Annotated in this window: 23 protein-coding genes and 1 pseudogene; 9 read left to right on the top strand and 15 right to left on the bottom strand. The window is 72.4% G+C overall.

The features are described from left to right. Positions 1-11 precede the first annotated feature (11 nt). Complete coding sequence (locus ACQY0Z_RS02670) at positions 12-1,292, top strand: thymidine phosphorylase (protein WP_381730325.1); 1,281 nt, start codon at positions 12-14, stop codon at positions 1,290-1,292. 94 nt (positions 1,293-1,386) lie between these two features. Beyond that, positions 1,387-1,971 (top strand): Uma2 family endonuclease, encoded by a 585-nt coding sequence (locus ACQY0Z_RS02665; protein WP_137210020.1) that lies wholly within the window; start codon positions 1,387-1,389, stop codon positions 1,969-1,971. Here ACQY0Z_RS02665 and ACQY0Z_RS02660 read toward each other — a convergent pair whose 3' ends face one another. Further along, positions 1,972-2,892: an AEC family transporter gene (locus ACQY0Z_RS02660; protein WP_439811784.1), complete on the bottom strand. Its 921-nt coding sequence runs from the start codon at positions 2,890-2,892 to the stop codon at positions 1,972-1,974. 133 nt (positions 2,893-3,025) lie between these two features. Here ACQY0Z_RS02660 and ACQY0Z_RS02655 point away from each other — a divergent pair. Next, a pseudogene (locus ACQY0Z_RS02655) lies at positions 3,026-3,268 on the top strand (STAS domain-containing protein); the annotation flags it as partial. A 21-nt stretch (positions 3,269-3,289) separates the two neighbouring features. On the opposite strand, the gene ACQY0Z_RS02650 reads toward ACQY0Z_RS02655, so the two are convergent. Together ACQY0Z_RS02650 and ACQY0Z_RS02645 are read right to left on the bottom strand one after the other, a co-directional pair. Beyond that, positions 3,290-4,312, bottom strand: coding sequence for a sigma-70 family RNA polymerase sigma factor (locus ACQY0Z_RS02650; protein ID WP_189898640.1), 1,023 nt, complete (start codon positions 4,310-4,312; stop codon positions 3,290-3,292). 156 nt (positions 4,313-4,468) lie between these two features. Then, positions 4,469-5,755, bottom strand: coding sequence for an MFS transporter (locus tag ACQY0Z_RS02645; protein ID WP_347224749.1), 1,287 nt, complete (start codon positions 5,753-5,755; stop codon positions 4,469-4,471). Between the two features lie 63 nt (positions 5,756-5,818). Between ACQY0Z_RS02645 and ACQY0Z_RS02640 the strand changes: the two genes are divergently transcribed. Beyond that, on the top strand, positions 5,819-6,781 hold the full coding sequence (locus ACQY0Z_RS02640; protein WP_189898636.1) for a LysR substrate-binding domain-containing protein: 963 nt from the start codon (positions 5,819-5,821) through the stop codon (positions 6,779-6,781). 11 nt (positions 6,782-6,792) lie between these two features. Here ACQY0Z_RS02640 and ACQY0Z_RS02635 read toward each other — a convergent pair whose 3' ends face one another. Beyond that, positions 6,793-7,551, bottom strand: a complete 759-nt coding sequence (locus ACQY0Z_RS02635; protein ID WP_439811783.1) for an alpha/beta hydrolase — start codon at positions 7,549-7,551, stop codon at positions 6,793-6,795. A gap of 113 nt (positions 7,552-7,664) precedes the next feature. Here ACQY0Z_RS02635 and ACQY0Z_RS02630 point away from each other — a divergent pair, with 113 nt between their 5' ends. After that, positions 7,665-8,822, top strand: coding sequence for an adenosine deaminase (locus ACQY0Z_RS02630; RefSeq protein ID WP_189898632.1), 1,158 nt, complete (start codon positions 7,665-7,667; stop codon positions 8,820-8,822). Between the two features lie 138 nt (positions 8,823-8,960). After that, positions 8,961-9,308 carry a hypothetical protein gene (locus ACQY0Z_RS02625; protein ID WP_019527797.1) on the top strand — a complete coding sequence of 116 codons (348 nt, stop codon included), beginning with the start codon at positions 8,961-8,963 and terminating at the stop codon, positions 9,306-9,308. Between the two features lie 172 nt (positions 9,309-9,480). Here the strand turns inward: ACQY0Z_RS02625 and ACQY0Z_RS02620 are convergent, their stop codons facing one another. From ACQY0Z_RS02620 to afsQ1, 5 genes are all read right to left on the bottom strand, one after another. Next, positions 9,481-9,681 (bottom strand): PspC domain-containing protein, encoded by a 201-nt coding sequence (locus ACQY0Z_RS02620; RefSeq protein ID WP_189898630.1) that lies wholly within the window; start codon positions 9,679-9,681, stop codon positions 9,481-9,483. 59 nt (positions 9,682-9,740) lie between these two features. Next, complete coding sequence (locus ACQY0Z_RS02615) at positions 9,741-10,325, bottom strand: VanZ family protein (RefSeq protein ID WP_254587396.1); 585 nt, start codon at positions 10,323-10,325, stop codon at positions 9,741-9,743. Between the two features lie 106 nt (positions 10,326-10,431). Then, a complete protein-coding gene (locus ACQY0Z_RS02610) occupies positions 10,432-11,058 on the bottom strand; it encodes a hypothetical protein (RefSeq protein ID WP_189898628.1) in 627 nt (208 codons plus the stop codon). Further along, a complete protein-coding gene (locus ACQY0Z_RS02605; RefSeq protein WP_189898626.1) occupies positions 11,058-12,659 on the bottom strand; it encodes a sensor histidine kinase in 1,602 nt (533 codons plus the stop codon). Before ACQY0Z_RS02605 ends, ACQY0Z_RS02610 begins: the two co-directional genes overlap by 1 nt. Next, on the bottom strand, positions 12,656-13,333 hold the full coding sequence (gene afsQ1, locus ACQY0Z_RS02600; RefSeq protein ID WP_033272295.1) for a two-component system response regulator AfsQ1: 678 nt from the start codon (positions 13,331-13,333) through the stop codon (positions 12,656-12,658). Before afsQ1 ends, ACQY0Z_RS02605 begins: the two co-directional genes overlap by 4 nt. Positions 13,334-13,576: 243 nt before the next feature. Between afsQ1 and ACQY0Z_RS02595 the strand changes: the two genes are divergently transcribed. Beyond that, positions 13,577-14,314 carry a SigE family RNA polymerase sigma factor gene (locus ACQY0Z_RS02595; protein ID WP_128127398.1) on the top strand — a complete coding sequence of 246 codons (738 nt, stop codon included), beginning with the start codon at positions 13,577-13,579 and terminating at the stop codon, positions 14,312-14,314. A 355-nt stretch (positions 14,315-14,669) separates the two neighbouring features. On the opposite strand, the gene ACQY0Z_RS02590 is transcribed toward ACQY0Z_RS02595, so the two are convergent. Continuing rightward, a complete protein-coding gene (locus tag ACQY0Z_RS02590) occupies positions 14,670-15,374 on the bottom strand; it encodes a uridine kinase (RefSeq protein ID WP_189898624.1) in 705 nt (234 codons plus the stop codon). Positions 15,375-15,433: 59 nt separating this feature from the next. On the opposite strand from ACQY0Z_RS02590, the gene ACQY0Z_RS02585 reads away from it, so the two are divergent. Further along, the gene (locus ACQY0Z_RS02585) at positions 15,434-15,769 is read left to right on the top strand and encodes a hypothetical protein (protein ID WP_189898622.1); all 336 of its coding nucleotides are present in this window, start codon (positions 15,434-15,436) and stop codon (positions 15,767-15,769) included. Positions 15,770-15,853: 84 nt separating this feature from the next. Here the strand turns inward: ACQY0Z_RS02585 and ACQY0Z_RS02580 are convergent, their stop codons facing one another. The 3 genes from ACQY0Z_RS02580 to deoC are packed head-to-tail and all read right to left on the bottom strand — an operon-like array spanning position 15,854 to position 19,156. Next, positions 15,854-16,768 (bottom strand): aldehyde dehydrogenase family protein, encoded by a 915-nt coding sequence (locus ACQY0Z_RS02580; RefSeq protein ID WP_254588510.1) that lies wholly within the window; start codon positions 16,766-16,768, stop codon positions 15,854-15,856. Next, complete coding sequence (locus ACQY0Z_RS02575) at positions 16,761-18,197, bottom strand: aldehyde dehydrogenase family protein (protein WP_189907038.1); 1,437 nt, start codon at positions 18,195-18,197, stop codon at positions 16,761-16,763. The genes ACQY0Z_RS02580 and ACQY0Z_RS02575 overlap by 8 nt, the downstream gene beginning before the upstream one ends. A gap of 5 nt (positions 18,198-18,202) precedes the next feature. Further along, the gene (gene deoC, locus ACQY0Z_RS02570) at positions 18,203-19,156 is read right to left on the bottom strand and encodes a deoxyribose-phosphate aldolase (RefSeq protein WP_019527785.1); all 954 of its coding nucleotides are present in this window, start codon (positions 19,154-19,156) and stop codon (positions 18,203-18,205) included. Between the two features lie 148 nt (positions 19,157-19,304). Here deoC and ACQY0Z_RS02565 point away from each other — a divergent pair, with 148 nt between their 5' ends. Then, positions 19,305-20,039 carry a PH domain-containing protein gene (locus ACQY0Z_RS02565; protein WP_189907036.1) on the top strand — a complete coding sequence of 245 codons (735 nt, stop codon included), beginning with the start codon at positions 19,305-19,307 and terminating at the stop codon, positions 20,037-20,039. A gap of 76 nt (positions 20,040-20,115) precedes the next feature. Here ACQY0Z_RS02565 and ACQY0Z_RS02560 read toward each other — a convergent pair whose 3' ends face one another. Both ACQY0Z_RS02560 and ACQY0Z_RS02555 read right to left on the bottom strand, forming a co-directional pair. After that, the gene (locus tag ACQY0Z_RS02560) at positions 20,116-21,750 is read right to left on the bottom strand and encodes a phospho-sugar mutase (RefSeq protein WP_189907034.1); all 1,635 of its coding nucleotides are present in this window, start codon (positions 21,748-21,750) and stop codon (positions 20,116-20,118) included. Between the two features lie 659 nt (positions 21,751-22,409). Further along, positions 22,410-23,234, bottom strand: a complete 825-nt coding sequence (locus tag ACQY0Z_RS02555; protein WP_019527744.1) for a purine-nucleoside phosphorylase — start codon at positions 23,232-23,234, stop codon at positions 22,410-22,412. Between the last annotated feature and the right edge of the window lie 62 nt (positions 23,235-23,296).

Raw genomic sequence — 23,296 nt, 5'->3', positions numbered from 1 at the left:
GAACGCCAGCCATGGCCATGGACGTCATCTCCGTCATCCGCACCAAGCGGGACCGCGGCGAACTCACCGACGAGCAGATCGACTGGGTCATCGACGCGTACACCCGCGGGGAGGTGGCCGACGAGCAGATGTCGGCCCTCGCCATGGCGATCCTGCTCAACGGCATGAACCGCCGGGAGATCGCCCGCTGGACCGCCGCGATGATCGCCTCCGGCGAGCGCATGGACTTCTCCTCGCTCTCCCGCCCGACCGCCGACAAGCACTCCACCGGCGGCGTCGGCGACAAGATCACCCTGCCGCTCGCGCCGCTGGTCGCCGCCTGCGGCGCGGCCGTCCCGCAGCTCTCCGGCCGCGGCCTCGGCCACACCGGCGGCACCCTCGACAAGCTGGAGTCCGTTCCCGGCTGGCGCGCCCTGCTCTCCAACGAGGAGATGCTGCACGTCCTCGACACCACCGGCGCGGTGATCTGCGCGGCGGGCGACGGACTCGCCCCCGCGGACAAGAAGCTCTACGCCCTGCGCGACGTCACCGGCACGGTCGAGGCGATCCCGCTGATCGCGTCCTCGATCATGTCGAAGAAGATCGCGGAGGGCACCGGCTCGCTCGTCCTGGACGTGAAGGTAGGCTCCGGCGCCTTCATGAAGACGATCGAGGACGCCCGCGAGCTGGCCTCCACCATGGTGGGCCTCGGCACCGACCACGGCGTGAAGACGGTCGCCCTGCTCACCGACATGTCCACCCCCCTCGGCCTCACCGCGGGCAACGCCCTGGAGGTCCGCGAGTCCGTCGAGGTCCTCGCGGGCGGCGGCCCGGCGGATGTCGTCGAGCTGACGATCGCGCTGGCCCGGGAGATGCTCGACGCGGCCGGCCTGAAGGACGCCGACCCGGCGAAGGCCCTCGCCGACGGCTCCGCGATGGACGTCTGGCGCCGCATGATCGCCGCGCAGGGCGGCGACCCGGATGCCGAGCTCCCGGTCGCCCGCGAGCAGCACGTCGTGAAGGCCCCGTCGTCGGGCGTCCTCACCCGCCTGGACGCCTACGACATCGGCGTCGCCGCCTGGCGCCTCGGCGCGGGCCGCGCCCGCAAGGAGGACCCGGTGCAGGCGGGCGCGGGCGTCGAGATGCACGCCAAGCCCGGCGACCAGGTCACCGAGGGCCAGCCCCTCCTCACCCTCCACACGGACACCCCGGACCGCTTCGAGTACGCGCTGCAGTCCCTGGAGGGCTCCTTCGACATCGGTACCGGTGCGGACTTCACCGCCACGCCGGTGGTCCTGGAGCGCATCGCCTGACCAGGGCTTTCCCCTTTCGGGTGAACGGGACCGGTGGACCCCCGCCGGTCCCGTTCGTCATGCTGTACTCGGCGACGTACCGAAGGAGACCGCCATGAGCGCACTCACCGTGAGCCAGGACCCCGAGCAGAGCTGGGACGACCTCGTCCGGTTCTGGGAGGAGATGGAATGGCCCGAGGGCAGCAAGGTGGAGATCATCGAGGGGATCGTCACCGTGTCACCCGCTCCCGCGTATCGCCACAACGTGATCGCGGCCCGTATTCAGCGCCGCCTCTACTCCGCGATCCCCGAGGACTGGGAGATCTTCCAGACCCTTGCCATCGCTGTGCCGTCGCGCCTGGGCATGCTCATTCCGGATCTCATGGTCGCGCCCGTGCACGACCACACCGAGTCCGAGACCCACATCCCGGCCGGTCTGGCCGAACTGGTCGTCGAGGTCACCTCGAAGTCCAACGCCCGCCACGACCGCGTCAGCAAGCCCGCCGCCTACGCGGCCGCCGGCATCCCCCTGTACCTGTTGGTCGACGCCTGGGCCACCGACGGCCCGACCGTGACGCTCTACGGTGAGCCGAAGGACGACGTCTACCGGCCGTTGAAGAGCGTGAAGTTCGGCGAGCCGATCGAGCTCCCCCCGCCCTTCGACCTGGTCATCGACACGGCCGAGTTCCCCGAGGCCTGATCACCCCAGCACCGCCGCCACTGCCACCAGGACGGGGACCGAGAGCGCCGTCGAGATCAGGATGGACTCGCGGGCCAGGCGTTCGCCGACGCCGTAACTGCTCGCGTAGGTGAAGAGGTTCTGGGCGGCCGGCAGGGCCGAGGTGACCACCACGTCCAGGAGGTGGGCGCCGTGGAGGCCGAAGACGCCGGCCGCCAGCGCCCAGGCGACCAGGGGCATGCCCACCGCCTTCAGGCCCACCGCCAGCAGCACCGCGCCCCGGTCGCCGTTCCGCAGCGGCAGGGTGCTGCCCCGCAGGGAGATGCCGAAGGCGAGCAGCACCGCCGGGACCGCCATGTTGCCGATGAGCTGTACCGGGTCCCACACCGGGCCGGGGATCTCCACGCCCGCCGCCGACACCGCGACCCCCGCGAGCGACCCCAGCGCGACCGGGTTGCGCAAGGGGGTGAGCAGCCGCCGCCACAGCGGCTGTTTCCCGCCCGCCGTCGACAGGTCGAGGATCGTCAGCGCGACCGGCGTGACCCCGACCAGCTGGAACAGCAGCACCGGCGCCACCAGCGAGGCGTCGCCGAGGACGTACACGGCGATCGGGATGCCCAGGTTGCCGGAGTTGACGTAGCTGGAGCACAGGGCGCCGATGGTGGTGCGGCCGACGCCCCAGCCGCGCGCCGCGCCCACCGCGACGAAGACGCCCGCCATCGCCGCCGTGCTCAGCGCGGTGACCAGCAGACGCGCGGAGAAGACCACCGACAGGTCCGCGCGGGCCAGCGTGGTGAACAGCAGCGCCGGGGACGCCACATGGAACGCCAGCTTGGTCAGCACCTCGCTGCCCTGCGCGCCGAGATTCCCCCGCCGTCCGATGACGTAGCCGACGCCGATGACGACGGCGATCACCAGGAACCCGCTCAGCACCCCCTGCACGGCGGCTCCCCGTGACGGAGGACGGCACCGGGCCTCGGGGAGGGCGATGATCTATGGCGCATACAGGTAACCCTCCGGGGAGGGCCGCCGCGGGTCAATGTGATCCTCGGCGCGCGCGACGGACCGCCGCGCGATGAGTTACAGGTCTCCGGCCGGTCTACCGGTCGTGGATGCCACGACACCGCCCGTACTCGTGCTCAGCGGCCCCCTCACCCCCGGCGAGGTGAGCGGGCCGTGCGAGGCGTTGCGCGCCCTGCTGGACGGCGGGGGGCACGGCCGTGTCGTGGTGTGCGACGTGGCAGGGCTGGGACCGCCGGGCCTGGCCGCCGTGAACCTGCTGGCCCGGCTGCAGCTCACCGCCCGCCGGGCCGGCGGGCGGATACGGCTGCGCGACCCCTCAGCCGCGCTCTGTGCCCTGCTCGATCTCGTCGGTCTCCGCTTCGAGACGGAGGGGCAGCCCGAACAGCGGGAACCACCGCTGCGTGTCCAGGAAGCAGTGGAACCCGGTGATCCGGCCGTCTGAGATCTCCAGCGCCTGGATCGCCCACGGCGTGTACCCGCCGTTCTCCGGGTCGGGCTTGTAGTGCGCGAAGCCGGGCAGCCCGTTGACCTCGACGGGCACCAGCTTCGAGTTCGCGCAGGAGGCGCCCATCGTCGTCATGAAGCCCGTGATGTCGTCGGCGCCGGTCAGCCACAGGTCGAACGGCGGCATCGTCATGATGGCGTCCTCGTGCAGCAGCGCGGTCAGCGCCGACATGTCGTAGCCCTCGAAGGCCGCCATGTACCGGTCGAGGAGCTTCTTCTGGTCCTCGTCCAGCGGGTCGGCGACCGCCGCGTCGGCGCCCGGCTCCTGCCGCTCGGCGAGCGTCGCCCGGGCCCGCTGCAGCGCGCTGTTGACCGACGCGACCGACGTGCCCAGCAGCTCCGCGACCTCGCTCGCCTTCCACGCCAGCACCTCGCGCAGGATCAGCACCGCCCGCTGCTTGGCGGGCAGCCGCTGCAGCGCCGCCATGAACGCCAGCCGCACGGACTCCTTGGCGACCGCGGCCTCCGCCGGGTCGGCGGGGGTGGGCAGCACCCGGTCGTCGGGCATCGGCTCCAGCCAGGTGTGGTCCGGGCGGGGGGACAGGGCGGCCTGCGCCAGCGGCGTGGACTCCGTGAGATCCATCGGGCGGGCGCGCTTGTTGCCCGCGGACAGCATGTCCAGGCAGACGTTCGTCGCGATGCGGTAGAGCCAGGAGCGGAGGCTGGAGCGTCCCTCGAACTTGTCGAGGCTGCGCCAGGCACGGATCATCGTGTCCTGCACCGCGTCCTCGGCCTCGAAGGACGAACCGAGCATCCGGTAGCAGTACCCGGTGAGCTCCACCCGGTACTGCTCCAGCGTGGCGTCCAGGTCCGTCGTCGCCGTGCCGTTCGTCATCGTCCACCCACCCCAAGCGGCCTCGTGGCGGCGCCTCTTCGCGCCCACCACCTCGGAAGCTACCGCAGCCCACTGACAACGGCCCCCGGAGTGGACGAATCCGCAGGTAAAGGACGGTGTGGACGCGCCGTGCGGGCCCGTGCGTCCCCGCGGCCGTCAGCCGGTGCGGGCGGCCTCCCCGGCGCGGACCGCCGCCCGCGTCCCGGCCAGGGTGATCGCCGCGACGCCCGCCACGGCCACCAGACCGACCGCCACCGTCCCGGACCAGCCGCCCGCGTGGAACGCCAGCGCGCCCACCGCGCTGCCCGCGCTCGACCCGATGTAGTACGCGGACTGGTACAGCGCCGCCGCCTGAGCCCGGCCCTCCGTCGCGGTCCTGCCCACCGCCGACGAGGCCACCGCGTGCCCCGCGAAGAACCCGCCCGTGATCAGCACCAGACCCAGCAGCACCAGCGGCAGCGTGTCCGCCAGCGACAGCAGCAGCCCGGCCGCGGTGGTCGCGCCGCCCGCGTACAGGGCGCCCCGGCGGCCCAGCCGGCCCACGAGCCGTCCGGCGGCGGACGCCGACACCGTGCCCACCAGGTACACCAGGAACACCGACCCGACGACGCCCTGCGGCAGCGAGAACGGCGCCTCGGTCAGCCGGTACCCGATGACCGTGTACACGCCCCCGAACACCGTCATGAACAGCGCGCCGATCGCGAACAGCCGCCGCAGCAGCGGGTTCCCGAGGTGGCGGCGGACCGTGCCGGCCAGCACGCGCGGCCTGAGCGAACCCGCCCTGAAGTGCCTCGGCGCCGGCAGCAGCAGCCGGAACGCCACCGCGCACGCCACCGCCACCAGCCCGATCACGCCGACGGCGGCCCGCCAGCCCCACTCCTGCGCCACCCAGCCGGTGATCACCCGGCCGCTCATCCCGCCGACGCTGTTGCCGGCCACGAACAGCCCGATCGCCGTCACCAGCGCCTTCGGCGTGACCTCCTCCGCGAGGTACGCCGTCGCCGAGGCGGGCAGCCCGGCCAGCGCTGCGCCCTGCAGCGCCCGCAGCGCGACCAGCGCCCCGAGCGACGGGGCGAACGGCACCAGCAGTCCGAGGGTCACCGCGACGGCCAGCGAGGCCGTCATGACCGTACGCCGCCCGAACCGCTCGGACAGGGCGCTCATCGGCAGCACGAACAGCGCCAGACCGCCGGTCGCCGCAGACACGGTCCAGCTCGCGTCGCTCGCGCTCACCGCGAACTCGCCGGACACCAGCGGCAGAAGGGCCTGCGTGGAGTAGAGGAGCGCGAAGGTCGCGACGCCCGCGAGGAACAGGGCGAGACTCATCCGGCGGTAACCGGGACCACCCGGGGACATCCGGGTCTCGTGGGCGGGCGGCGGGGAGGAGGGGGCGGATGCGACGGCGTCCACGCGGGTGGACGCCCCGGTACTGGCGGGAGTCATGCCTCGAACGTACGGAGCTTTCCGCTGATCCGTCCAATGCATGGAATCGTCATAATCGTTCCCATGGAGCATCAGCAGAGGTCAGACCGTCGGCTGTCACGAACCGGTGACACACGAGACAGAGAAGAGATGGCGCGGCTGCTCGCGCCGCGCCTCGCCCACTTCGCCGGGGTGGCCCGCACCGAGCACGTCACACGGGCCGCGCAGGAGATGCAGGTGCCGCAGTCCACCCTCTCCCGCGCCCTGGTCCGCCTCGAGGAGGACCTCGGCGTCGAGCTGTTCGCCCGGCACGGCCGCACCGTCTCCCTCACCCCGGCGGGCCGCGCCTTCTACGCCTCCGTCGACCGAGCCCTGGACGAGATCGGCCGCGCCGCCGAGGGGGTCCGCGCCGACGCCGACCCCGCCACCGGCAAGGTCGCCTTCGGCTTCCTGCACACCATGGGCGCCGAGACCGTGCCCGGCCTGCTGCACACCTTCCGCGCCGACCACCCCGGCATCCGCTTCAGCCTCGTCCAGAACTACGGCGAGGCCATGCTGGAGGGGCTGCGCGGCGGCGAGCTGGACCTGTGCCTGACCTCGCCGGTGCCGTCCGCCCCCGACCTGGTGGCCCGCCGCCTCGACGAGCAGAAGCTGCGCCTCGTCGTCCCCCTGGACCACCGCCTCGCGGGGCGCCGCCGGGTCCGCCTGGCCGAGGCCGCCGACGAGACCTTCGTGACCCTGGAACCCGGCTACGGGCTGCGCCGTATCACCGACGACCTGTGCGCCCAGGCCGGCTTCGCACCGCGCATCGCCTTCGAGGGCGAGGAGGCCGAGACCCTGCGCGGCCTGGTCGCGGCGGGCCTGGGCGTCGCCCTGCTGCCCCCGCCGCCGTTCCCGCGCCCCGGCGTGGTCGAACTGACGGTGACGGCCCCCAGGGCGGCCCGCGAGATCGGCGTGGCCTGGCTCGCGGGCCGCCCGGACACCCCGCCGGTGGCGGCGTTCAAGAAGTTCCTGCTGTCGAAGCGGGGGAACCTGCTGCCGGGGTAGCTCCACCCGGCTCAGCGCCGTAACGACCTGCCGAACCCCGCCGCCAGCGGCATCCGCAGCCCCAGCGGCGGGGGAGCGGCCAGCGCGTCCTGCACCGGGCGGGAGAAACCCCGCCCGAACAGCACACCCATCACGAAGTCCTCGGCCAGCGCCAGCACTTCGTCCCGGTACTGGTTCAGCCCGTGCCCGTCCGCGTGGACTTCGAAGCGGCACACCTCGCGGTTCGCCTTCTTCGCCCGGGCCGCCAGGCGGAACGACAGTTCGGGGTCGGTGCGCGCGTCGTTCGTGCCGTGCACGATCAGCACATGGCGGCCGGCGAGCTGCTTCACCGGCTCGGCCGGTGCCGTCCCGTCCTCCTCCGGCAGCCAGGGGGCCAGCGCGACCACGGAGGTGACCGCCGCGTGACCCGCCGCGCACAGCGCCGCCCTGCCGCCCATGCCGAGGCCCACCAGACAGACGGGCACGTCCCCGTAGCGCCGTACGGCCTCGTCGGCGGCCCAGGCCGCGTCGTGCGCGAGGTGCGCCTCGTCGCCGTTCCAGCCGCGGTAGCGGTAGTGGACGACATGCGTGGCCAGCTGCTGGTCGCGTCCCGCGCGGGCCAGCCGGCGCCCCAGGCCGCGTACGGAGACCGCCGACAGCGGCGACGGTCTGCGGGCGGAGGACTCCTCGCCGTTCGGGAGCAGCAGCGCCACCCCGTTCACCGTGGCCGGCTCCGAGCCGAGCACCCTCCCCAGCCGGGCCGTACGTTCCGGCGTCGCTTGCTGTGCCATGGCAGAACATTCTCAGAAGACGCGGTGGACGCGACCCGTCCGTGCGGTCACCTTTCCGTATCGGCGTTTCCGCTTACCGGGTGATCTACGCGCGTAGGAGTTATGGTGCGGAAATGACGAGCCAGACCATCGCGAACGCCCCCACCTCGGACCAGATCCGCCGGGCGCCCAAGGTTCTGCTGCACGACCACCTCGACGGCGGGCTGCGCCCCGGCACCGTCGTCGACCTGGCCCGCGAGACGGGCTACACCGACCTGCCCCACACCGACCCCGACAAGCTCGCCCTCTGGTTCCACCAGGCCGCCGACTCCGGCTCCCTGGAGCGCTACCTGGAGACCTTCACGCACACCGTCGGCGTGATGCAGACCCGGGACGCGCTGGTCCGGGTCGCCGCCGAGTGCGCCGAGGACCTCGCCGAGGACGGCGTCGTCTACGCCGAGGTGCGCTACGCGCCCGAGCAGCACCTCGAAGGCGGGCTGACGCTGGAGGAGGTCGTCGAGGCCGTCAACGAAGGGTTCCGCCAGGGCGAGCGGCGGGCCAGGGAGAACGGCCACCGCATCCGCGTCGGCGCCCTGCTCACGGCGATGCGGCACGCCGCCCGCGCCCTGGAGATCGCCGAACTCGCCAACGCCTACCGGGATTTGGGCGTCGTCGGCTTCGACATCGCGGGCGCCGAGGCCGGCCACCCGCCCACCCGCCACCTCGACGCCTTCGAGTACCTGAAGCGGGAGAACAACCACTTCACCATCCACGCCGGCGAGGCGTTCGGACTGCCGTCTATCTGGCAGGCGCTCCAGTGGTGCGGCGCCGACCGGCTCGGGCACGGGGTGCGGATCATCGACGACATCCAGGTCCACGACGACGGCACGGTCGAACTCGGCCGCCTCGCCGCCTACGTCCGCGACAAGCGCGTCCCGCTGGAGCTGTGCCCCAGCTCCAACCTCCAGACCGGCGCCGCCTCCTCGTACGCCGAGCACCCGATCGGGCTGCTGCGGCGGCTGCACTTCCGGGCCACGGTGAACACGGACAACCGGCTGATGTCCCACACCAGTATGAGCCGTGAATTCGAGCATCTGGTCGAGGCTTTCGGATACACGCTCGACGACATGCAGTGGTTCACCGTCAATGCGATGAAGTCCGCATTCATTCCTTTCGATGAACGGCTGGCCATGATCAATGACGTGATCAAGCCCGGATATGCAGAACTGAAATCCGAATGGCTGTTCCGTCAAACCGCCTCCACCAGCGCTTCTTCCCTCACGGAAGGCTGACAGGGGCGTCACCGGTAAAGGTGAACACGCAATGCCTTCACCGTCCGTCCGCATTTCGATGTTTGCGGGGGGCGGGGACGCGTGATTACGGTCGCAGCACCGCTCACATCCCCGTATCCCATTTCGAGGACGCCTTTCATGAAGCAGTCTGCTGTCAAGACCCTCGGTGTCGCCGCTCTCGGTGCCGCCTTCGCCGCCGCCGGTGCGGGCGCCGCCCAGGCGGCTCCGTCCCTGCCGGACGCCCCGGGGCTGGACACCGTCACCCAGGCCGTGCCGGCGGACCAGGTGACCGGCGCGGTGCCGGCCACGGCCGAGGTGCTGTCCACGGGCCAGGACGTGGCCGGCAAGGGCCTCGGCACCGCCGCGCCCGTCGCCGGCCAGGCCGCCCCGCTGCCGGCCGCCGGTCTGCTCGGAGGCCTGCCGGTGAACCAGCTGCCGACCCAGGGCGTCAACCTCAACGGCCTCCCGCTGGGCGGCGGCCGCTGACCCTCCGGGCCGGAGACAGACCGATGGGGTGCACCCGGAAACGGGTCGCGCCCCATCGGCGTGCTCGGAGGCACACGGCCCCGCGCGAGGCCTCAGGGAGATGATGCCGCGCAGGGACCGGGAGGCCGGCGTCGCACGGCGCCTCGGGGGTGAGGGCGCCACGTGGGCCGCCCTACCAGGCCGTGCGGGCCTTGTCCTCCGAGGGCATCAGGGCCCACAGCGCCAGGTACAGCAGGAACTGCGGACCCGGGAGCAGGCACGAGACCAGGAACACGACGCGCATCGTCTTCGCGGAGGTGCCGAACCGCCGGGCCAGCCCGGCGCAGACACCGCCGATCATGCGGTCGTCGGTGGGGCGGACGAGGCTGCTCATCGCGACTCCTTCGTGAACGGTGCGAGGCATCCTGTCCGGCTGCCTCCGTACCTACCACGTTACGGAGACGAAGGGGGCAAAGCGTCGCTCCACGGGGCGATCCCGACCCTGGGAATCGTCGGGGTCCGCCCCTGAGGGACGTCGTCCCCGCGGACAACGCCGTCCGTCTCGTGGAGGAGCGTCCGCCGGCGCAGCCAGGCGCGCCCGGCGGGCACCACGGCGGCGTGCGCGAGCGCGGCGCCCGCCGTGTTCAGCAGCAGCGAGTCGACGTCCACCACCTGGCCCGGCACCGCGGTCTGCAGCAGCTCCACCGCCAGCGACACCAGCGCGGTCGCGGTCATGGTGCGGATCAGCGAGCCCAGCCGGGACACCGCCAGCCGGCCCCCGGCCATCGGCAGCAGCACGCCCAGCGGCGCGAGCAGCGCCATCGACTCCCCGGTCCGGCGCAGCCCCGTCGCCCAGCCCAGTGCGAAGTCGGCGCGGATCCCGTCCAGCGGGCGCAGATTGGCGGGCATCACCCACGGGACGTCCAGGGGGCGCAGCGTGTACCAGGCGACGAACGCCAGATGCGCGGCCAGGAGGATGCCTCCGGCCGCACGGACACGGGCTGCGGCGGTGCCGCCGATGAAGCCTTGACGCTGCACGATCCCCAAGACGCGGCGTGCGCCTCGGCCGGTTCCGGGATGTCACCCGTTCAACCGCTGAGGCGTGCACCACACTGCGGCGGGGCTCCTCCGGACGCCCGCCGGTTCAGCTTCCGGTGGCCTCGGTGGACGGCGGCTTCCCGGCCGCCGGACGGGCCCGTACGTCGTCGGTGCAGCGGTAGCGGCGGGGCGTCGCGTCGTCGGGGCCGCCCAGGATCACCGAGCCGTCGCCCTCGGCGGCCGCCGAGTCGGAGAAGGTGCACACGATCTGCGCGAGCGCCGTCGCCGACAGCTCCGCGGGCGGGACGGACAGCCGCAGCGTGTCCTCCGGGTCGCCCGCCCGCGGCCCGGTCACGGTCGTCCCGGGCCGCACCCGCGTGGTGTAGCCGGCCTCCCGCTCGGGCGTCGTCGGCTCCCGCGTCAGCTCGTCCATCAGGCCCTGGGCGACCAGCACACGGCGCGCGTCCGTGGCCCCGTCGGCCACCCGCACCGCCCGGTCCACGGCCACCAGCGACGGCCCGCACACCAGGAACACCTGCACCGGCAGCCCGCGCTCCCCCTGCCCGGCCCCCTCCGGCTCGCCCAGCGAGCAGCGCACCCGCGAGGGCGCGGGACCGAAGTCGGTCGGCACCTCGGTCGCCCGGATCCCGCACCCGGACAGCAGCGCGCCCAGCGTCACGAGTCCCGCGAGGGCCGGCAGGGCGGCCCGGTGTCGTCCGTGTCGTCCGTTCATCAGGCGTCTCCCTCGGCGCCCTCGTCCCCGGCGTCGCCGGCCTTCTCCCCGTCCTCCGCGGCGGACACGTCCCGCGGCAGCCGCAGTGTGAACACGGCGCCGCCCTCGGGCGAGTTGGCCGCGGTGATCTCGCCGCCGTGGATGTGCGCGTTCTCCAGCGCGATCGACAGGCCCAGGCCGCTGCCCTCGGAGCGCGGACGGGAGGCGCTGGCCTTGTAGAAGCGGTCGAAGACGTGCGGCAGGACCTCCTCCGGGATGCCCGGACCGTGGTCCCGCACCTGGATGACGACCGAACCGCCCGGCATGCCCGAGTCCTCCGCGGGCTCCTCCCGCACCGAGACCCGCACCGGCGAGCCGCCGTGCTTGAGGGCGTTGCCGATGAGGTTCGCGAGGATGACGTCCAGACGGCGCGGGTCGATCCGGGCGTGGATGCCGCGTGCGGCGTCCAGCTCCACCGCGTCCAGCCAGGCGCGCGCGTCGATGCAGGCGGTGATCTGATCGGCCACGTCGACGTCGTCGAGGACGAGACGGGCGGTGCCCGCGTCGAAACGGGTGACCTCCATCAGGTTCTCCACGAGGTCGTTCAGCCGCCGGGTCTCGCTCACCACCAGCCGCACCGCGGGCTGGATCATCGGGTCGATGCCGCCGCCCTCGAACTCCAGCTCCTCCTCGAGGACCTCGGTCACGGCGGTGATGGCGGTCAGCGGGGTGCGCAGCTCGTGGCTCATGTCGGCGACGAACCGGCGGGACGCCTCGTCCCGCGCCGCCATGTCCGCGACCCGTTTCTCCAGCGCCTCGGCGGCCTTGTTGAACGTCCGTGACAGATCGGCCAGTTCATCGGTGCCCGACACCCTCAGCCGGGTGTCCAGCTTCCCCTCCCCGAGCCGCCGCGCCGCGGTCCCCAGCCGCTGCACCGGCTTCAGCACGGTCGTCGCGGCGGCGTGCGCGAGAAGGGCGGAACCTATCAGCGCCAGACCGGTGGCGATCCCCAGCGACCAGGCCAGCGAGCCCAGGTCCTTCGCCTCCGGCCCCAGCGACTTCAGCATGTAGCCGGTGGTGCCCCCGCCGATCAGCTTGGTGCCCGCCACCAGGTACGGGGTGTCGTCCTCGACGATCCGCTGCCAGTACAGATGATGCGGGTACTTGTTGTTCGACGTGACCTTCTGCCGCTCGGTCACCGCCTCGCGCAGCGACTCCGGCACGTCCCCCAGCGAGAAGCCGTTCAGACCGCCCGAACTGCCGTACACCGTCTGGCCCTCGGGGTTCTCGGCGACGAGCAGCACGGTGAAGCGCTGGCTGCTGTTGGCCATCTGCCCGGCCGTCCGCTGCAGTTCGTCCTGCGTGGGGTGCTCGGGCAGCGCGCCCGCGCGGTTCTGCATCTCCTGCTCGAAGGCGCGCAGCACCGCGTCCTGCGTACGCGTGAGCACCGACTCGCGGTTCAGCCAGTACGCGATCCCGGACGCGGACACCGCGGCCGTCAGCGCGACCAGGCCGAACACGACGACCAGCCGCAGACGCAGGCTGGTGAAGCGCAGCCGGGACCAGACCCCCTTGCGCGCCGCGGACCAGCCGCGGCCTCCCCCTTGGTGCTCCTGTGTCACTGAGGCGGATCCAGCCGGTAGCCGACACCGCGGACGGTACGGATCAGCGTCGGGGACGACGGCACGTCCTCGACCTTGGCGCGCAGCCGCTGGACGCACGCGTCCACCAGGCGTGAGTCGCCCAGGTAGTCGTGCTCCCACACGAGGCGCAGCAACTGCTGGCGGGACAGGGCCTGTCCGGGCCGCCGGCTCAGCTCCAGCAGCAGCCGCAGCTCCGTCGGCGTGAGCTGGAGGTCCTCGCCGTTCTTCGTCACCGTCATCGCCGAGCGGTCGATGACCAGGCTGCCGAAGGTCGCCGAGTCGCTGGACTCGCGTTCCCCGCGCCGCAGCACCGCGCGGATCCGGGCGTCCAGCACCCGGCCCTGCACGGGCTTGACCACGTAGTCGTCGGCGCCGGACTCCAGGCCGACCACGACGTCGATGTCGTCGCTGCGCGCGGTGAGCAGGATGATCGGCAGCTGGTCGGTGCGCCGGATACGACGGCACACCTCGAAGCCGTCGATGCCGGGCAGCATCACGTCCAGCACGATCAAGTCCGGCCGCTGCTCGCGCAGCAGCTTCAGACCGTCCTCACCACTGGCAGCGGTCGCCACGCGGTGACCCTGGCGCGTCAGTGAGAGCTCCAGGGCCGTGCGGATGGCGTCGTCGTCCTCGATCAGCAACAGGGAAGGCACGCGCTCATTCTGGCCCATGGAGGGCTTCCTGTTCGACCCGTGCGCGGCGGGTGCCCCTTGGGCCCGGATACGTGCCGCTTCGCGCCCCCCGAAACCGTGAAGGAAATGTGCGGTCACGGTGGCCGACCCCTGTGACACGTCTGTGACAGTCGGCGGACACGGCCATGAAAGTGGCGCGGCAAGCTTTTCGGCACAGCACAACCGCAGGCGAGAACACCGGAAGTCCACGACGGGGGGCGCGAGATGAACACGCTGCACGGCACCAGCACCAGCGCAGTTGTCACGCGTCTGCACGACGTGCACCGGGGTTCCGAGAAGTCCGGCGCCGCGGGCATGCGGGGGTGCGCTCGCGGCGCCGGGCGTCAGCACACCGCGATCATGACGGTGGTTGACGCGTCCACGGGGGACACCGACGGGGGAAGCGCGTACAGGGAGGAACCGGGGGAGCGCCGCTCGGTGAGCGAGGCGGAGTTCACCGCCTACGTCCAGGAGCGCCGCGCCTCCCTGTACGCCACCGCCTACCACCTGACCGGCGACCGCTTCGAGGCCGAGGACCTGCTGCAGAGCGCGCTGTTCTCGACCTACCGGGCGTGGGACCGGATCAGCGACAAGGCGGCGGTCGGCGGCTACCTGCGCCGCACCATGACCAACCTGCACATCAGCGCATGGCGCCGCCGCAAGCTGAACGAGTACCCGACCGAGGAACTGCCGGAGACGGCCGGCGACACGGACGCGATGCGCGGCACCGAGCTGCGCGCGGTCCTGTGGCAGGCACTGGCCCGGCTGCCCGAACTCCAGCGCACCATGCTGGTCCTGCGCTACTACGAGGGCCGCACGGACCCGGAGATCGCGGACATCCTCAACATCAGTGTCGGCACGGTGAAGTCCAGCATCTGGCGGTCGCTCCGCCGGCTGCGCGAGGACGAGGTCCTCAGCTTCGGCCGTGACGAGGAGAACGCCTTCGGGGAGCTCGTCGCCTGAGGGTGGGGGAACGGGGGAGCCGCAAGGACGTCGGGGGCGTCCGCGCGGTGACACGAGGATCGGGGGATCCGGGGGAGCAAGGGGGAAACACAGGGGGATCACGGGGGAACAAGGGGGAGAACAAGGAGGGGGAGCACCACGGGGGGGGTGCGGAAACAGCGGGACTGCGCGGGGCCGGGGGGCCCGTCACGCGGTCCCGCTTTTTCGTTCACCGACTCGCGCGCGCCGGGGTGCGCCGGTGGTGGCTGTGCGCCGTGCTCGCGCCCCTGTTCGCCGGCGTTTTCCACCTGGCCGAGTTCTTCGTCCTGGACCGGCTGATCGGCCCGTTCTGACGGACCCTGCGGCAGCCGGGCCGTCAGGGCGTCGTCGTCGGCGCGGGGCGTCCGGCGACCGCCGCCGAGGCCAGGCGGCGCAGCGCCTCGTCGCGGTCGCAGGCGTACGCGCCCAGCGCCGTCTGACGGGCGATGATCGACCGCTCCAGACGCATCAGCCGCCAGCCGCGCCGCAGCAGGAACGGCACCGACTTACGGCCCTCCTTGAGATCCCGCAGGAACCGGCGCCGGAACGTCCGCACCGGACCCCGGCTCAGGCACAGCGCGTCGGCCAGCAGCCCCAGTTCGCGGCAGCGGCCCACGAGCTCCGCGGCGAAGACTCCCTCGGCGATGAACAGCGGCGTCCCGCCGATGTCCACGGTCGTCTCACCGGTACGGGCGCTCAGCGAGATGTCGTACACCGGGACCGGCGCCGTGCGCGTCCTGCACAGCCGCTCGATCGCGGCGGCCGCGGCGTCCGCGTCCCACGAGGCGGGGTCGTCCCAGTCGATGTCGGAGGTGCCCGCCACCAGCGGCAGCGTCGGGTCGTCGCCCTCCTTGTAGAAGTCGTCGAGGCGCAGCACCGGAAGGCCGGAGCGGGCCGAGACGAGGGACTTGCCGGAGCCGGAGGGGCCGCAGAGCAGCACGACTCGCGCGGATATGGGCGACTGGGAACTCACAGGACACCAGTGTGAGGCATCGCGCGGGTGGTGTACGACCCGGCGGACCGACTTTGAAGCGCGCGTCACACATCCACTACGCTGCGCGTCCGACCGTTGACCCTGCGAAGCCAAGAGGTGGCACAGCGATGGCCCGACACAAGGCACCCAGGACGCCCGTCGTCCGGCGCTCCATGGCCGTACTCGCGACGGCGGGAGCGGCGCTCGGCGTGATGGCGGCAGCGTCCGCCGCGGAGGCGCAGGTGCTGCCCGACGACCCGGGACAGGTCGTCGGAACGGTCGCGGATCTCAAGCCCAACCCGCTCGCCGGCACGGGCGTGGACCCGCTCGACAACGGCCTCGGCACCCAGGTCGCCGACTTCCGCGGGGTGGACTCGCGCGAGGCGACCGGGCCGGTGGCCCAGGCGGACTCGGTCGGCTCCATCCCCGGGGTCGGCATGGTGACCGACGCCTTGAGGCGCTGACGGGCGCACGACACGGCGGAGCGCCGTGCCCCTCCCGGACGGAGGAGGGGCACGACGCTCCCGCTGTGAGGCCCCGCGTGCGGCTCAGTAGGAGGAGCCGGAGGCGCCCAGCGAGCCCGTGGGGTGCCAGACCGTCTTGGTCTCCAGGAAGGCCGTCATACGGTCCGTGCCGGGCGCGGCCGCCCAGTCGTCCACAGGCTGTGGACGAAGAACGCGCTTCAGGTTGTCCGCGGCCGCGATCTCCAGCTCCTTCGCCAGCACCTCGTCGGCGCCCGCCAGGTCGATCGCGTTGACGTCCTGGTGCGCGGCGAGCGGCGCGGCGATCTCCGCCGTACGGCCGGAGAGGATGTTGACCACTCCGCCGGGCAGGTCGGACGTGGCCAGCACCTCGCCAAGGGACAGCGCGGGCAGCGGGGCCTTCTCGGACGCGATGACGACCGCCGTGTTGCCCGTGGCGATGACCGGGGCGACCACCGAGACCAGGCCCAGGAACGACGACTCCTGCGGGGCCAGCACGGCGACCACGCCGGTCGGCTCCGGGGAGGACAGGTTGAAGAACGGGCCCGCGACCGGGTTGCCGCCGCCCACCACCTGGGCGATCTTGTCGGTCCACCCGGCGTACCAGACCCAGCGGTCGATCGCCGCGTCCACCTGCGCCGCCGCCTTCGACCGCGACAGGCCCTCGGCCTCGCCGACCTCCCGCACGTACTGGTCCCGGCGGCCCTCCAGCATCTCCGCGATCCGGTACAGGATCTGGCCGCGGTTGTACGCCGTCGCGCCGGACCAGCCGCCGAACGCCTTGCGGGCCGCGACCACCGCGTCACGGGCGTCCTTGCGGGACGACCGCGGTGCGTTGGCCAGCCACTTGCCCTTGGCGTCAGTCACCTCGTACACCCGGCCGCTCTCGGAACGCGGGAACTTCCCGCCGACGTACAGCTTGTAGGTCTTGAAGACGGAGAGGCGCTCGTTCTTCTCGGTCTTCTCGTTCTTCTCAGACATCGAGGTACGCCTCCAGGCCGTGGCGGCCGCCCTCGCGGCCGAAGCCCGACTCCTTGTAACCGCCGAACGGCGAGGTCGGGTCGAACTTGTTGAACGTGTTGGACCAGATCACGCCCGCGCGCAGCTTGCCGGCGACGGCCAGGATGCGCGAGCCCTTCTCGGTCCAGATGCCCGCCGACAGGCCGTACGGCGTGTTGTTGGCCTTGGCGACCGCCTCGTCCGGCGTGCGGAACGTGAGGACGGACAGGACCGGGCCGAAGATCTCGTCGCGGGCGATCGTGTGCGCCTGGGTGACGTTCGTGAATAGCGTCGGGGCGAACCAGTAGCCGTTCTCCGGGAGTTCGCAGGCCGGGGACCAGCGCTCGGCGCCCTCCGCCTCGCCCTGCTCGGCCAGCGCGGTGATCCGCGCCAGCTGCTCCGCGGAGTTGATCGCGCCGATGTCGGTGTTCTTGTCCAGCGGGTCGCCGAGGCGCAGCGTGGACAGCCGGCGCTTCAGGGAGTCCAGCAGCTCGTCGTGGATCGACTCCTGCACCAGCAGACGCGAGCCCGCGCAGCAGACCTGGCCCTGGTTGAAGAAGATGCCGTTGACGATGCCCTCGACGGCCTGGTCGATCGGCGCGTCGTCGAAGACGATGTTGGCGCCCTTGCCGCCCAGCTCCAGCGTGAGCTTCTTGCGGGTGCCGGCGACCGTGCGCGCGATCTCCTTGCCGACGGCGGTCGAGCCGGTGAAGGCGACCTTGTTCACGTCGGGGTGGGCGACCAGCGCGGCTCCGGCGCGGCCGTCACCGGTGACGATGTTGACGACGCCCTTCGGCAGACCCGCCTGACGGCAGATGTCCGCGAAGAACAGCGCGGAGAGCGGGGTCGTCTCGGCGGGCTTCAGCACCACCGTGTTGCCCGTCGCGAGCGCCGGGGCGATCTTCCACGCCAGCATCAGCAGCGGGAAGTTCCAGGGGATGACCTGGCCCGCGACGCCCAGCGGCTTCGGGGTCGCGCCGTAGCCGGCGTGCTCCAGCTTGTCGGCCCAGCCCGCGTAGTAGAAGAAGTGCGCGGCGACCAGCGGGAGGTCCGCGTCGCGGGTCTCCCTGATCGGCTTGCCGTTGTCCAGCGTCTCCAGGACGGCCAGCTCACGGCTGCGCTCCTGGATGATGCGGGCGATACGGAAGAGGTACTTCGCGCGCTCCGAGCCGGGCAGCGCGGACCACTTCTCGAAGGCCTTGCGGGCCGCCCGCACGGCGCGGTCCACGTCCTCCTCGGACGCCTCGGCGACCTCGGCGAGCACCTCCTCGGACGAGGGGGAGACGGTCTTGAAGACCTTGCCGCCGGCCGCTTCGGTGAACTCGCCGTCGATGAAGAGGCCGTAGGACGGGGCGATGTCGACGACCGAGCGGGACTCGGGCGCCGGAGCGTAGTCGAAAACAGGAGCCATGGTGATCAGTCCACCGTCACGTAGTCGGGGCCGGAGTAGCGGCCGGTGGCCAGCTTCTGACGCTGCAGCAGCAGGTCGTTCAGCAGCGAGGAGGCGCCGAAGCGGAACCAGTGGTTGTCCAGCCAGTCCTCGCCCGCGGTCTCGTTGACCAGGACCAGGAACTTGATCGCGTCCTTGCTGGTGCGGATGCCGCCGGCCGGCTTCACGCCGACCTGGATCCCGGTCTGCGCACGGAAGTCGCGGACCGCCTCCAGCATGAGGAGGGTGTTCGCGGGGGTCGCGTTCACCGCGACCTTGCCGGTCGAGGTCTTGATGAAGTCCGCGCCGGCCAGCATGCCGAGCCAGCTCGCCCGGCGGATGTTGTCGTACGTCGACAGCTCGCCCGTCTCGAAGATGACCTTCAGGCGGGCGTCCGTCCCGCAGGCCTCCTTCACGGCGGTGATCTCGTCGTACACCTTCATGTAGTTCCCCGCGAGGAACGCGCCGCGGTCGATGACCATGTCGATCTCGTCCGCGCCGGCGGCGACGGCCTCACGGACGTCCGCCAGCTTCACGGAGATCGGGGCGCGGCCCGCCGGGAAGGCGGTGGCGACGGAGGCGACCTTGACGGTCGAACCGGCGACGGCCTCCTTCGCCGTGGCCACCATGTCGGGGTAGACGCAGACCGCGGCCGTGGGGGGCGCCGAGCGGTCGGTCGGGTCGGGACGGACCGCCTTCGCGCCGAGCGCCCGGACCTTGCCCGGGGTGTCCGCGCCTTCCAGCGTCGTCAGGTCGACCATCGAGATGGCGAGGTCGATGGCGAACGCCTTCGCGGTCGTCTTGATCGAGCGGGTGCCGAGGGAGGCGGCACGAGCCTCCAGGCCGACCGCGTCGACGCCGGGCAGCCCGTGGAGAAAACGGCGCAGCGTGCTGTCGGACGCGGTGACGTCGCTCAGAGCGTGGGGTGCAGTGGTGGGCATGGTCACCAGACGAGCATATCTACGCGCGTAGCGGCTGTACAGCCCCGGATCGGATCCGGGGCTGGGGGTTTGCAGGGGGAGGGGGTGCGAGGCGGGGCTGGGTGAGCGGCCTTCGGGCCAGGGACGGGGGTCGTGCAGAATCGGGGGCATGACGACCCCCGACCCGTCGCGCGAGCCGGAGCCCACGAAGCCCGCCGGGACCGCGACGACCCCGTACAAGGACCGCGTCTACCGCTCGCCCGCAGGCGTCGTCGGTGGCGTGCTGGTGCTCGCCATCATCGCCTGGCTCGGCATCGACGCGGTCGTCGTGGGCGAGGGCCGCGCGCCGTGGCTCGCGCTCGCCACCATGCTCCTCCTCGTGCCGCTGGTGTTCGCCTACACCCTGCGGCCCGCCGTCTTCGTCAACGACGACCGGCTGCGCATCCGCAACCCGCTGCGGACGATCGTGCTGCCGTGGGGGCGGGTCGCCTCGCTGCGGTCCGGGTTCTCCAACGAGGTCGTCGAGGAATCCGGCACGAAGTATCAGCTCTGGGCGCTGCCCGTCTCCGTGCGGGCGCGCAGCAAGGCGGCTCGGCAGGAGGCGCGGGCGGCCCGCGCGGCGGCCCGTGCGGGGCAGAGCGAGGCGGGGCGCGGTCGTGGAGGCGCCGGGGTGTCCGGGGGCGCGGTCGGCGCCGCCGACCTGGGGGCGGGCGCCGCCGCCGCTGCGGGCGGGCCGCGCCGGGCCGAGACGGACCAGGCCATGGACGAGATGCGTGAGCTGCACGAACGGCGGCAGGAGGAGGCCGGGGCGCAGGGGGAGGTCACTGTGAAGTGGGCCTACGAGATCATCGCGCCCGCGGTGGCGGGGGCTGTGCTGCTGGGTGTGCTGTGGGGGCTGGGCTGAGGGTCCGGCCGTGAGAGCGGTGGGAGCGGTGGGGGCGGCCCGGTTTCGGGCCGCCCCCGTTCTTTTTTCGACGCCTTTAGATGCCCGCGGCTTCGGAGAGGTCCTGCTTGATGGTGGTGAGGAGGGTCGTCGCCTTGGTGCGGGCCTCGGGGAGGTCGGTCTTGGTGGCTACGGGGACAACCACCTCGAGGTAGCACTTCAGCTTCGGTTCCGTGCCGCTGGGGCGGACCACCACGCGGGCGCCGTCCAGCGTGTAGCGCAGGCCGTCCGTGGGCGGGAGCTTGTCCGTGCCCTCGGTGAGGTCCTCGGCCTTCGTGATGCGCAGGCCCGCCAGCTCGGTCGGGGGCTGCTCGCGCAGCCGGCGCATCGCGGCGGCGATCAGGCCGAGGTCCTTCACGCGGACGCTGAGCTGGTCCGTCGCGTGCAGGCCGTGCTCCACGGCGAGGTCGTCGAGGAGGTCGAGGAGCGTGCGGTTCTCGGACTTGAGCTCGGACGCCAGCTCCGTGAGGAGGAGGGCGGCCGTGATGCCGTCCTTGTCGCGTACGCCGTCCGGGTCCACGCAGTAGCCGAGGGCCTCCTCGTAGCCGTAGCGCAGGCCGTCGACGCGGGCGATCCACTTGAAGCCGGTCAGGGTCTCCTCGTACGGGAGACCCGCCTTCTCGGCGATACGGCCGAGGAGGGAGGACGAGACGATCGACTCCGCGAACGTGCCGGTCGCGCCGCGGCGGACCAGGTGGGCGGCGAGGAGCGCGCCGACCTCGTCGCCGCGGAGCATGCGCCAGTCGCCGCCGTCCTTCACGGCGGCGGCGCAGCGGTCGGCGTCCGGGTCGTTGGCGATGACCAGGTCCGGGTTCGTCTCGCGGGCCTTCGCGAAGGCGAGGTCCATCGCGCCGGGCTCCTCCGGGTTGGGGAACGCGACGGTCGGGAAGTCGGGGTCGGGCTCTGCCTGCTCGGTGACGAGGTCGGGGGCGGGGAAGCCCGCGCGGGCGAAGGCGGCGAGGAGGACGTCCTTGCCGACGCCGTGCATGGCCGTGTAGACGGTGCGGGCGGTGCGGGAGGAGTCCTTGGAGAGGACGGCGTCCGTGCGGGTGAGGTAGGCGTCGAGGACGGTGTCGTCGAGGGTTTCCCAGCCGGTGGTGGGGCGGGGGACGGCCTCCAACGACGCCACGGCGTCGATCTCCGCGGCGATCTCCGCGTCCGCCGGGGGGACGATCTGGGAGCCGTCGCCCAGGTACACCTTGTAGCCGTTGTCGCGGGGCGGGTTGTGGCTGGCGGTGACCTCCACGCCGGCGACCGCGCCGAGGTGCCGTACGGCGAAGGCGAGGACGGGGGTGGGGAGGGGGCGGGGGAGGACGGCGGCGCGGAGGCCGGCACCGGTCATGACGGCGGCGGTGTCCTCGGCGAAGGTCTGTGACTTGTGGCGGGCGTCGTAGCCGATGACGACGAGGCCGTCGTGGTGGTTGTGCTTCTTGAGGTACGCGGCGAGGCCGGCGGCGGCGCGGATGACCACGGAGCGGTTCATGCGGAGGGGGCCGGCGCCGAGTTCGCCGCGGAGGCCGGCGGTGCCGAACTGGAGGGTGCCGGCGAAGCGGGCGGCGAGTTCGGCGTGGTCGCCGGAGTCGATGAGGCGGGCGAGTTCGTCGCGGGTGTCCGGGTCGGGGTCCTCGGCGAGCCATGCCTGGGCCTGTGCGATGAGCGCGTCGTTCTCCACGGTCGGTCGGCCTCTCTGGGTGGTCGTGTTGTCAGGTTCGCATGGGGGCGGGGCTGGGGTCGGCTTCGTGCCCTGCCCGGTGGGGTTGGGGTCGGGTGCATGCGACGCCCGGTGGGGCTGGGGCGGGTGCTGCGGCGCGGGTTCCGCCCGGTGGGGCTGGGGTGCGCGCTGTGCGTCCCGTCCGGTGGGGTTGCGGTCTGATGCCTGCGGCGCAGTCACCTGTCCGGTGGGGGCGGGTGTAGCGCCTGCGGGCGGTGGGTGGTGCGGGGCCGCGGTGGGGGCGGTCGTCCTCGGTCTGGCGCGAGAGTGCGTGTTTGTACGTGAACGGCGCGGACGCGCCAGCCGCTGCGGGCGCCCACCCCCACCCCGTCCCCTCCCCGCCGCGAGCGGCTACACCGACACCGGTGGCGGGGCCCCCGCCAACTGCGGGCATTCGTGCCGCTGGGGCGGCACGGGTGGGCGCGGCGGCACCTCGTTGGCGCCGAGGTGCGCCGACTCCCCCCGGCCCGCACCCACGCCGGTGCCTGTTGCGCCCCCTGAAGGCAACTCCCGTAGGGGCCGGAGCGTGCGAACACCCCGGTGCCGCAGGCGTACCGGGAGCAAGCAACCCACCCGCGCCGAAGGCGTCCAGGGACGTGCAGCCCCGCTGCAAAGAGGGGTTACAGGCGGCCCAACACCTGCGTGAGCAGCGCGCCCATGCGCGTCGCGCTGTCCCGCCCCGCCTGGAGCACCTCCTCGTGGTTCAACGGCTCGCCCGTCATACCGGCGGCGAGGTTGGTCACCAGGGAGATGCCAAGAACCTCCGCCCCCGCCTCCCGCGCGGCGATCGCCTCCAGGACCGTGGACATGCCCACGAGGTCCGCCCCGATCACACGGGCCATACGGATCTCCGCAGGCGTCTCGTAGTGCGGGCCGGGGAACTGCGCGTAGACGCCCTCCTCGAGGGACGGGTCGATCTCCTTGCACAGCGCGCGCAGGCGCGGGGAGTAGAGGTCCGTCAGGTCGACGAAGTTCGCGCCCACGATGGGCGACGTCGCCGTCAGGTTGATGTGGTCGCTGATCAGGACGGGCTGCCCGGGGCGCATGCCCTCGCGAAGGCCGCCGCAGCCGTTGGTGAGGACGATCGTCTTCGCGCCCGCCGCGACCGCGGTGCGGACCCCGTGCGCGACGGCGGCCACGCCACGGCCCTCGTAGTAGTGGGTGCGGCCCAGGAAGACCAGCGCCCGCTTCGCCCCGATGCGGTAGGACCGGATCTTGCCTCCGTGGCCCTCGACCGCCGGCGGCGGAAAGCCGGGCAGCTCGGTGACCGGGTGCTCGGCCTCGGGGGTGCCGAGCGCGTCCGCGGCCGGGGCCCACCCGGAGCCCATCACGAGGGCGACGTCGTGGGTCTCGGCGCCTGTGAGTTCGCGCAGGCGGGCTGCGGCGGCGTCGGCTGCGGCGTACGGGTCGCCCTGGATGTCGTCCGGAAGAAGAGAAGCGTTCACGTCGACGAGGGTAGCCGCATTTCGCCTACGCGCGTAGATGTGGGAGGTGACGGGATGGCGAT

It is taken from the genome of Streptomyces sp. P9-2 (genome assembly GCF_051903975.1).
GTDB classification, from domain to species: domain Bacteria; phylum Actinomycetota; class Actinomycetes; order Streptomycetales; family Streptomycetaceae; genus Streptomyces; species Streptomyces cellulosae.
This window is presented reverse-complemented; position numbering and strand designations above follow the sequence as displayed.

What these genes read in the sequence shown, in the direction of transcription:
- ACQY0Z_RS02670 (WP_381730325.1), top strand. Translation starts at nt 12, where the DNA reads ATGGCCATGGACGTCATCTCCGTCATCCGCACCAAGCGGGACCGCGGC.
- ACQY0Z_RS02665 (WP_137210020.1), top strand. Translation starts at nt 1,387, where the DNA reads ATGAGCGCACTCACCGTGAGCCAGGACCCCGAGCAGAGCTGGGACGAC.
- ACQY0Z_RS02650 (WP_189898640.1), bottom strand. Translation starts at nt 4,312, where the DNA reads ATGACGAACGGCACGGCGACGACGGACCTGGACGCCACGCTGGAGCAG.
- ACQY0Z_RS02645 (WP_347224749.1), bottom strand. Translation starts at nt 5,755, where the DNA reads ATGACTCCCGCCAGTACCGGGGCGTCCACCCGCGTGGACGCCGTCGCA.
- ACQY0Z_RS02640 (WP_189898636.1), top strand. Translation starts at nt 5,819, where the DNA reads ATGGAGCATCAGCAGAGGTCAGACCGTCGGCTGTCACGAACCGGTGAC.
- ACQY0Z_RS02635 (WP_439811783.1), bottom strand. Translation starts at nt 7,551, where the DNA reads ATGGCACAGCAAGCGACGCCGGAACGTACGGCCCGGCTGGGGAGGGTG.
- ACQY0Z_RS02630 (WP_189898632.1), top strand. Translation starts at nt 7,665, where the DNA reads ATGACGAGCCAGACCATCGCGAACGCCCCCACCTCGGACCAGATCCGC.
- ACQY0Z_RS02625 (WP_019527797.1), top strand. Translation starts at nt 8,961, where the DNA reads ATGAAGCAGTCTGCTGTCAAGACCCTCGGTGTCGCCGCTCTCGGTGCC.
- ACQY0Z_RS02620 (WP_189898630.1), bottom strand. Translation starts at nt 9,681, where the DNA reads ATGAGCAGCCTCGTCCGCCCCACCGACGACCGCATGATCGGCGGTGTC.
- ACQY0Z_RS02610 (WP_189898628.1), bottom strand. Translation starts at nt 11,058, where the DNA reads ATGAACGGACGACACGGACGACACCGGGCCGCCCTGCCGGCCCTCGCG.
- ACQY0Z_RS02595 (WP_128127398.1), top strand. Translation starts at nt 13,577, where the DNA reads ATGAACACGCTGCACGGCACCAGCACCAGCGCAGTTGTCACGCGTCTG.
- ACQY0Z_RS02585 (WP_189898622.1), top strand. Translation starts at nt 15,434, where the DNA reads ATGGCCCGACACAAGGCACCCAGGACGCCCGTCGTCCGGCGCTCCATG.
- ACQY0Z_RS02580 (WP_254588510.1), bottom strand. Translation starts at nt 16,768, where the DNA reads ATGTCTGAGAAGAACGAGAAGACCGAGAAGAACGAGCGCCTCTCCGTC.
- ACQY0Z_RS02575 (WP_189907038.1), bottom strand. Translation starts at nt 18,197, where the DNA reads ATGGCTCCTGTTTTCGACTACGCTCCGGCGCCCGAGTCCCGCTCGGTC.
- deoC (WP_019527785.1), bottom strand. Translation starts at nt 19,156, where the DNA reads ATGCCCACCACTGCACCCCACGCTCTGAGCGACGTCACCGCGTCCGAC.
- ACQY0Z_RS02565 (WP_189907036.1), top strand. Translation starts at nt 19,305, where the DNA reads ATGACGACCCCCGACCCGTCGCGCGAGCCGGAGCCCACGAAGCCCGCC.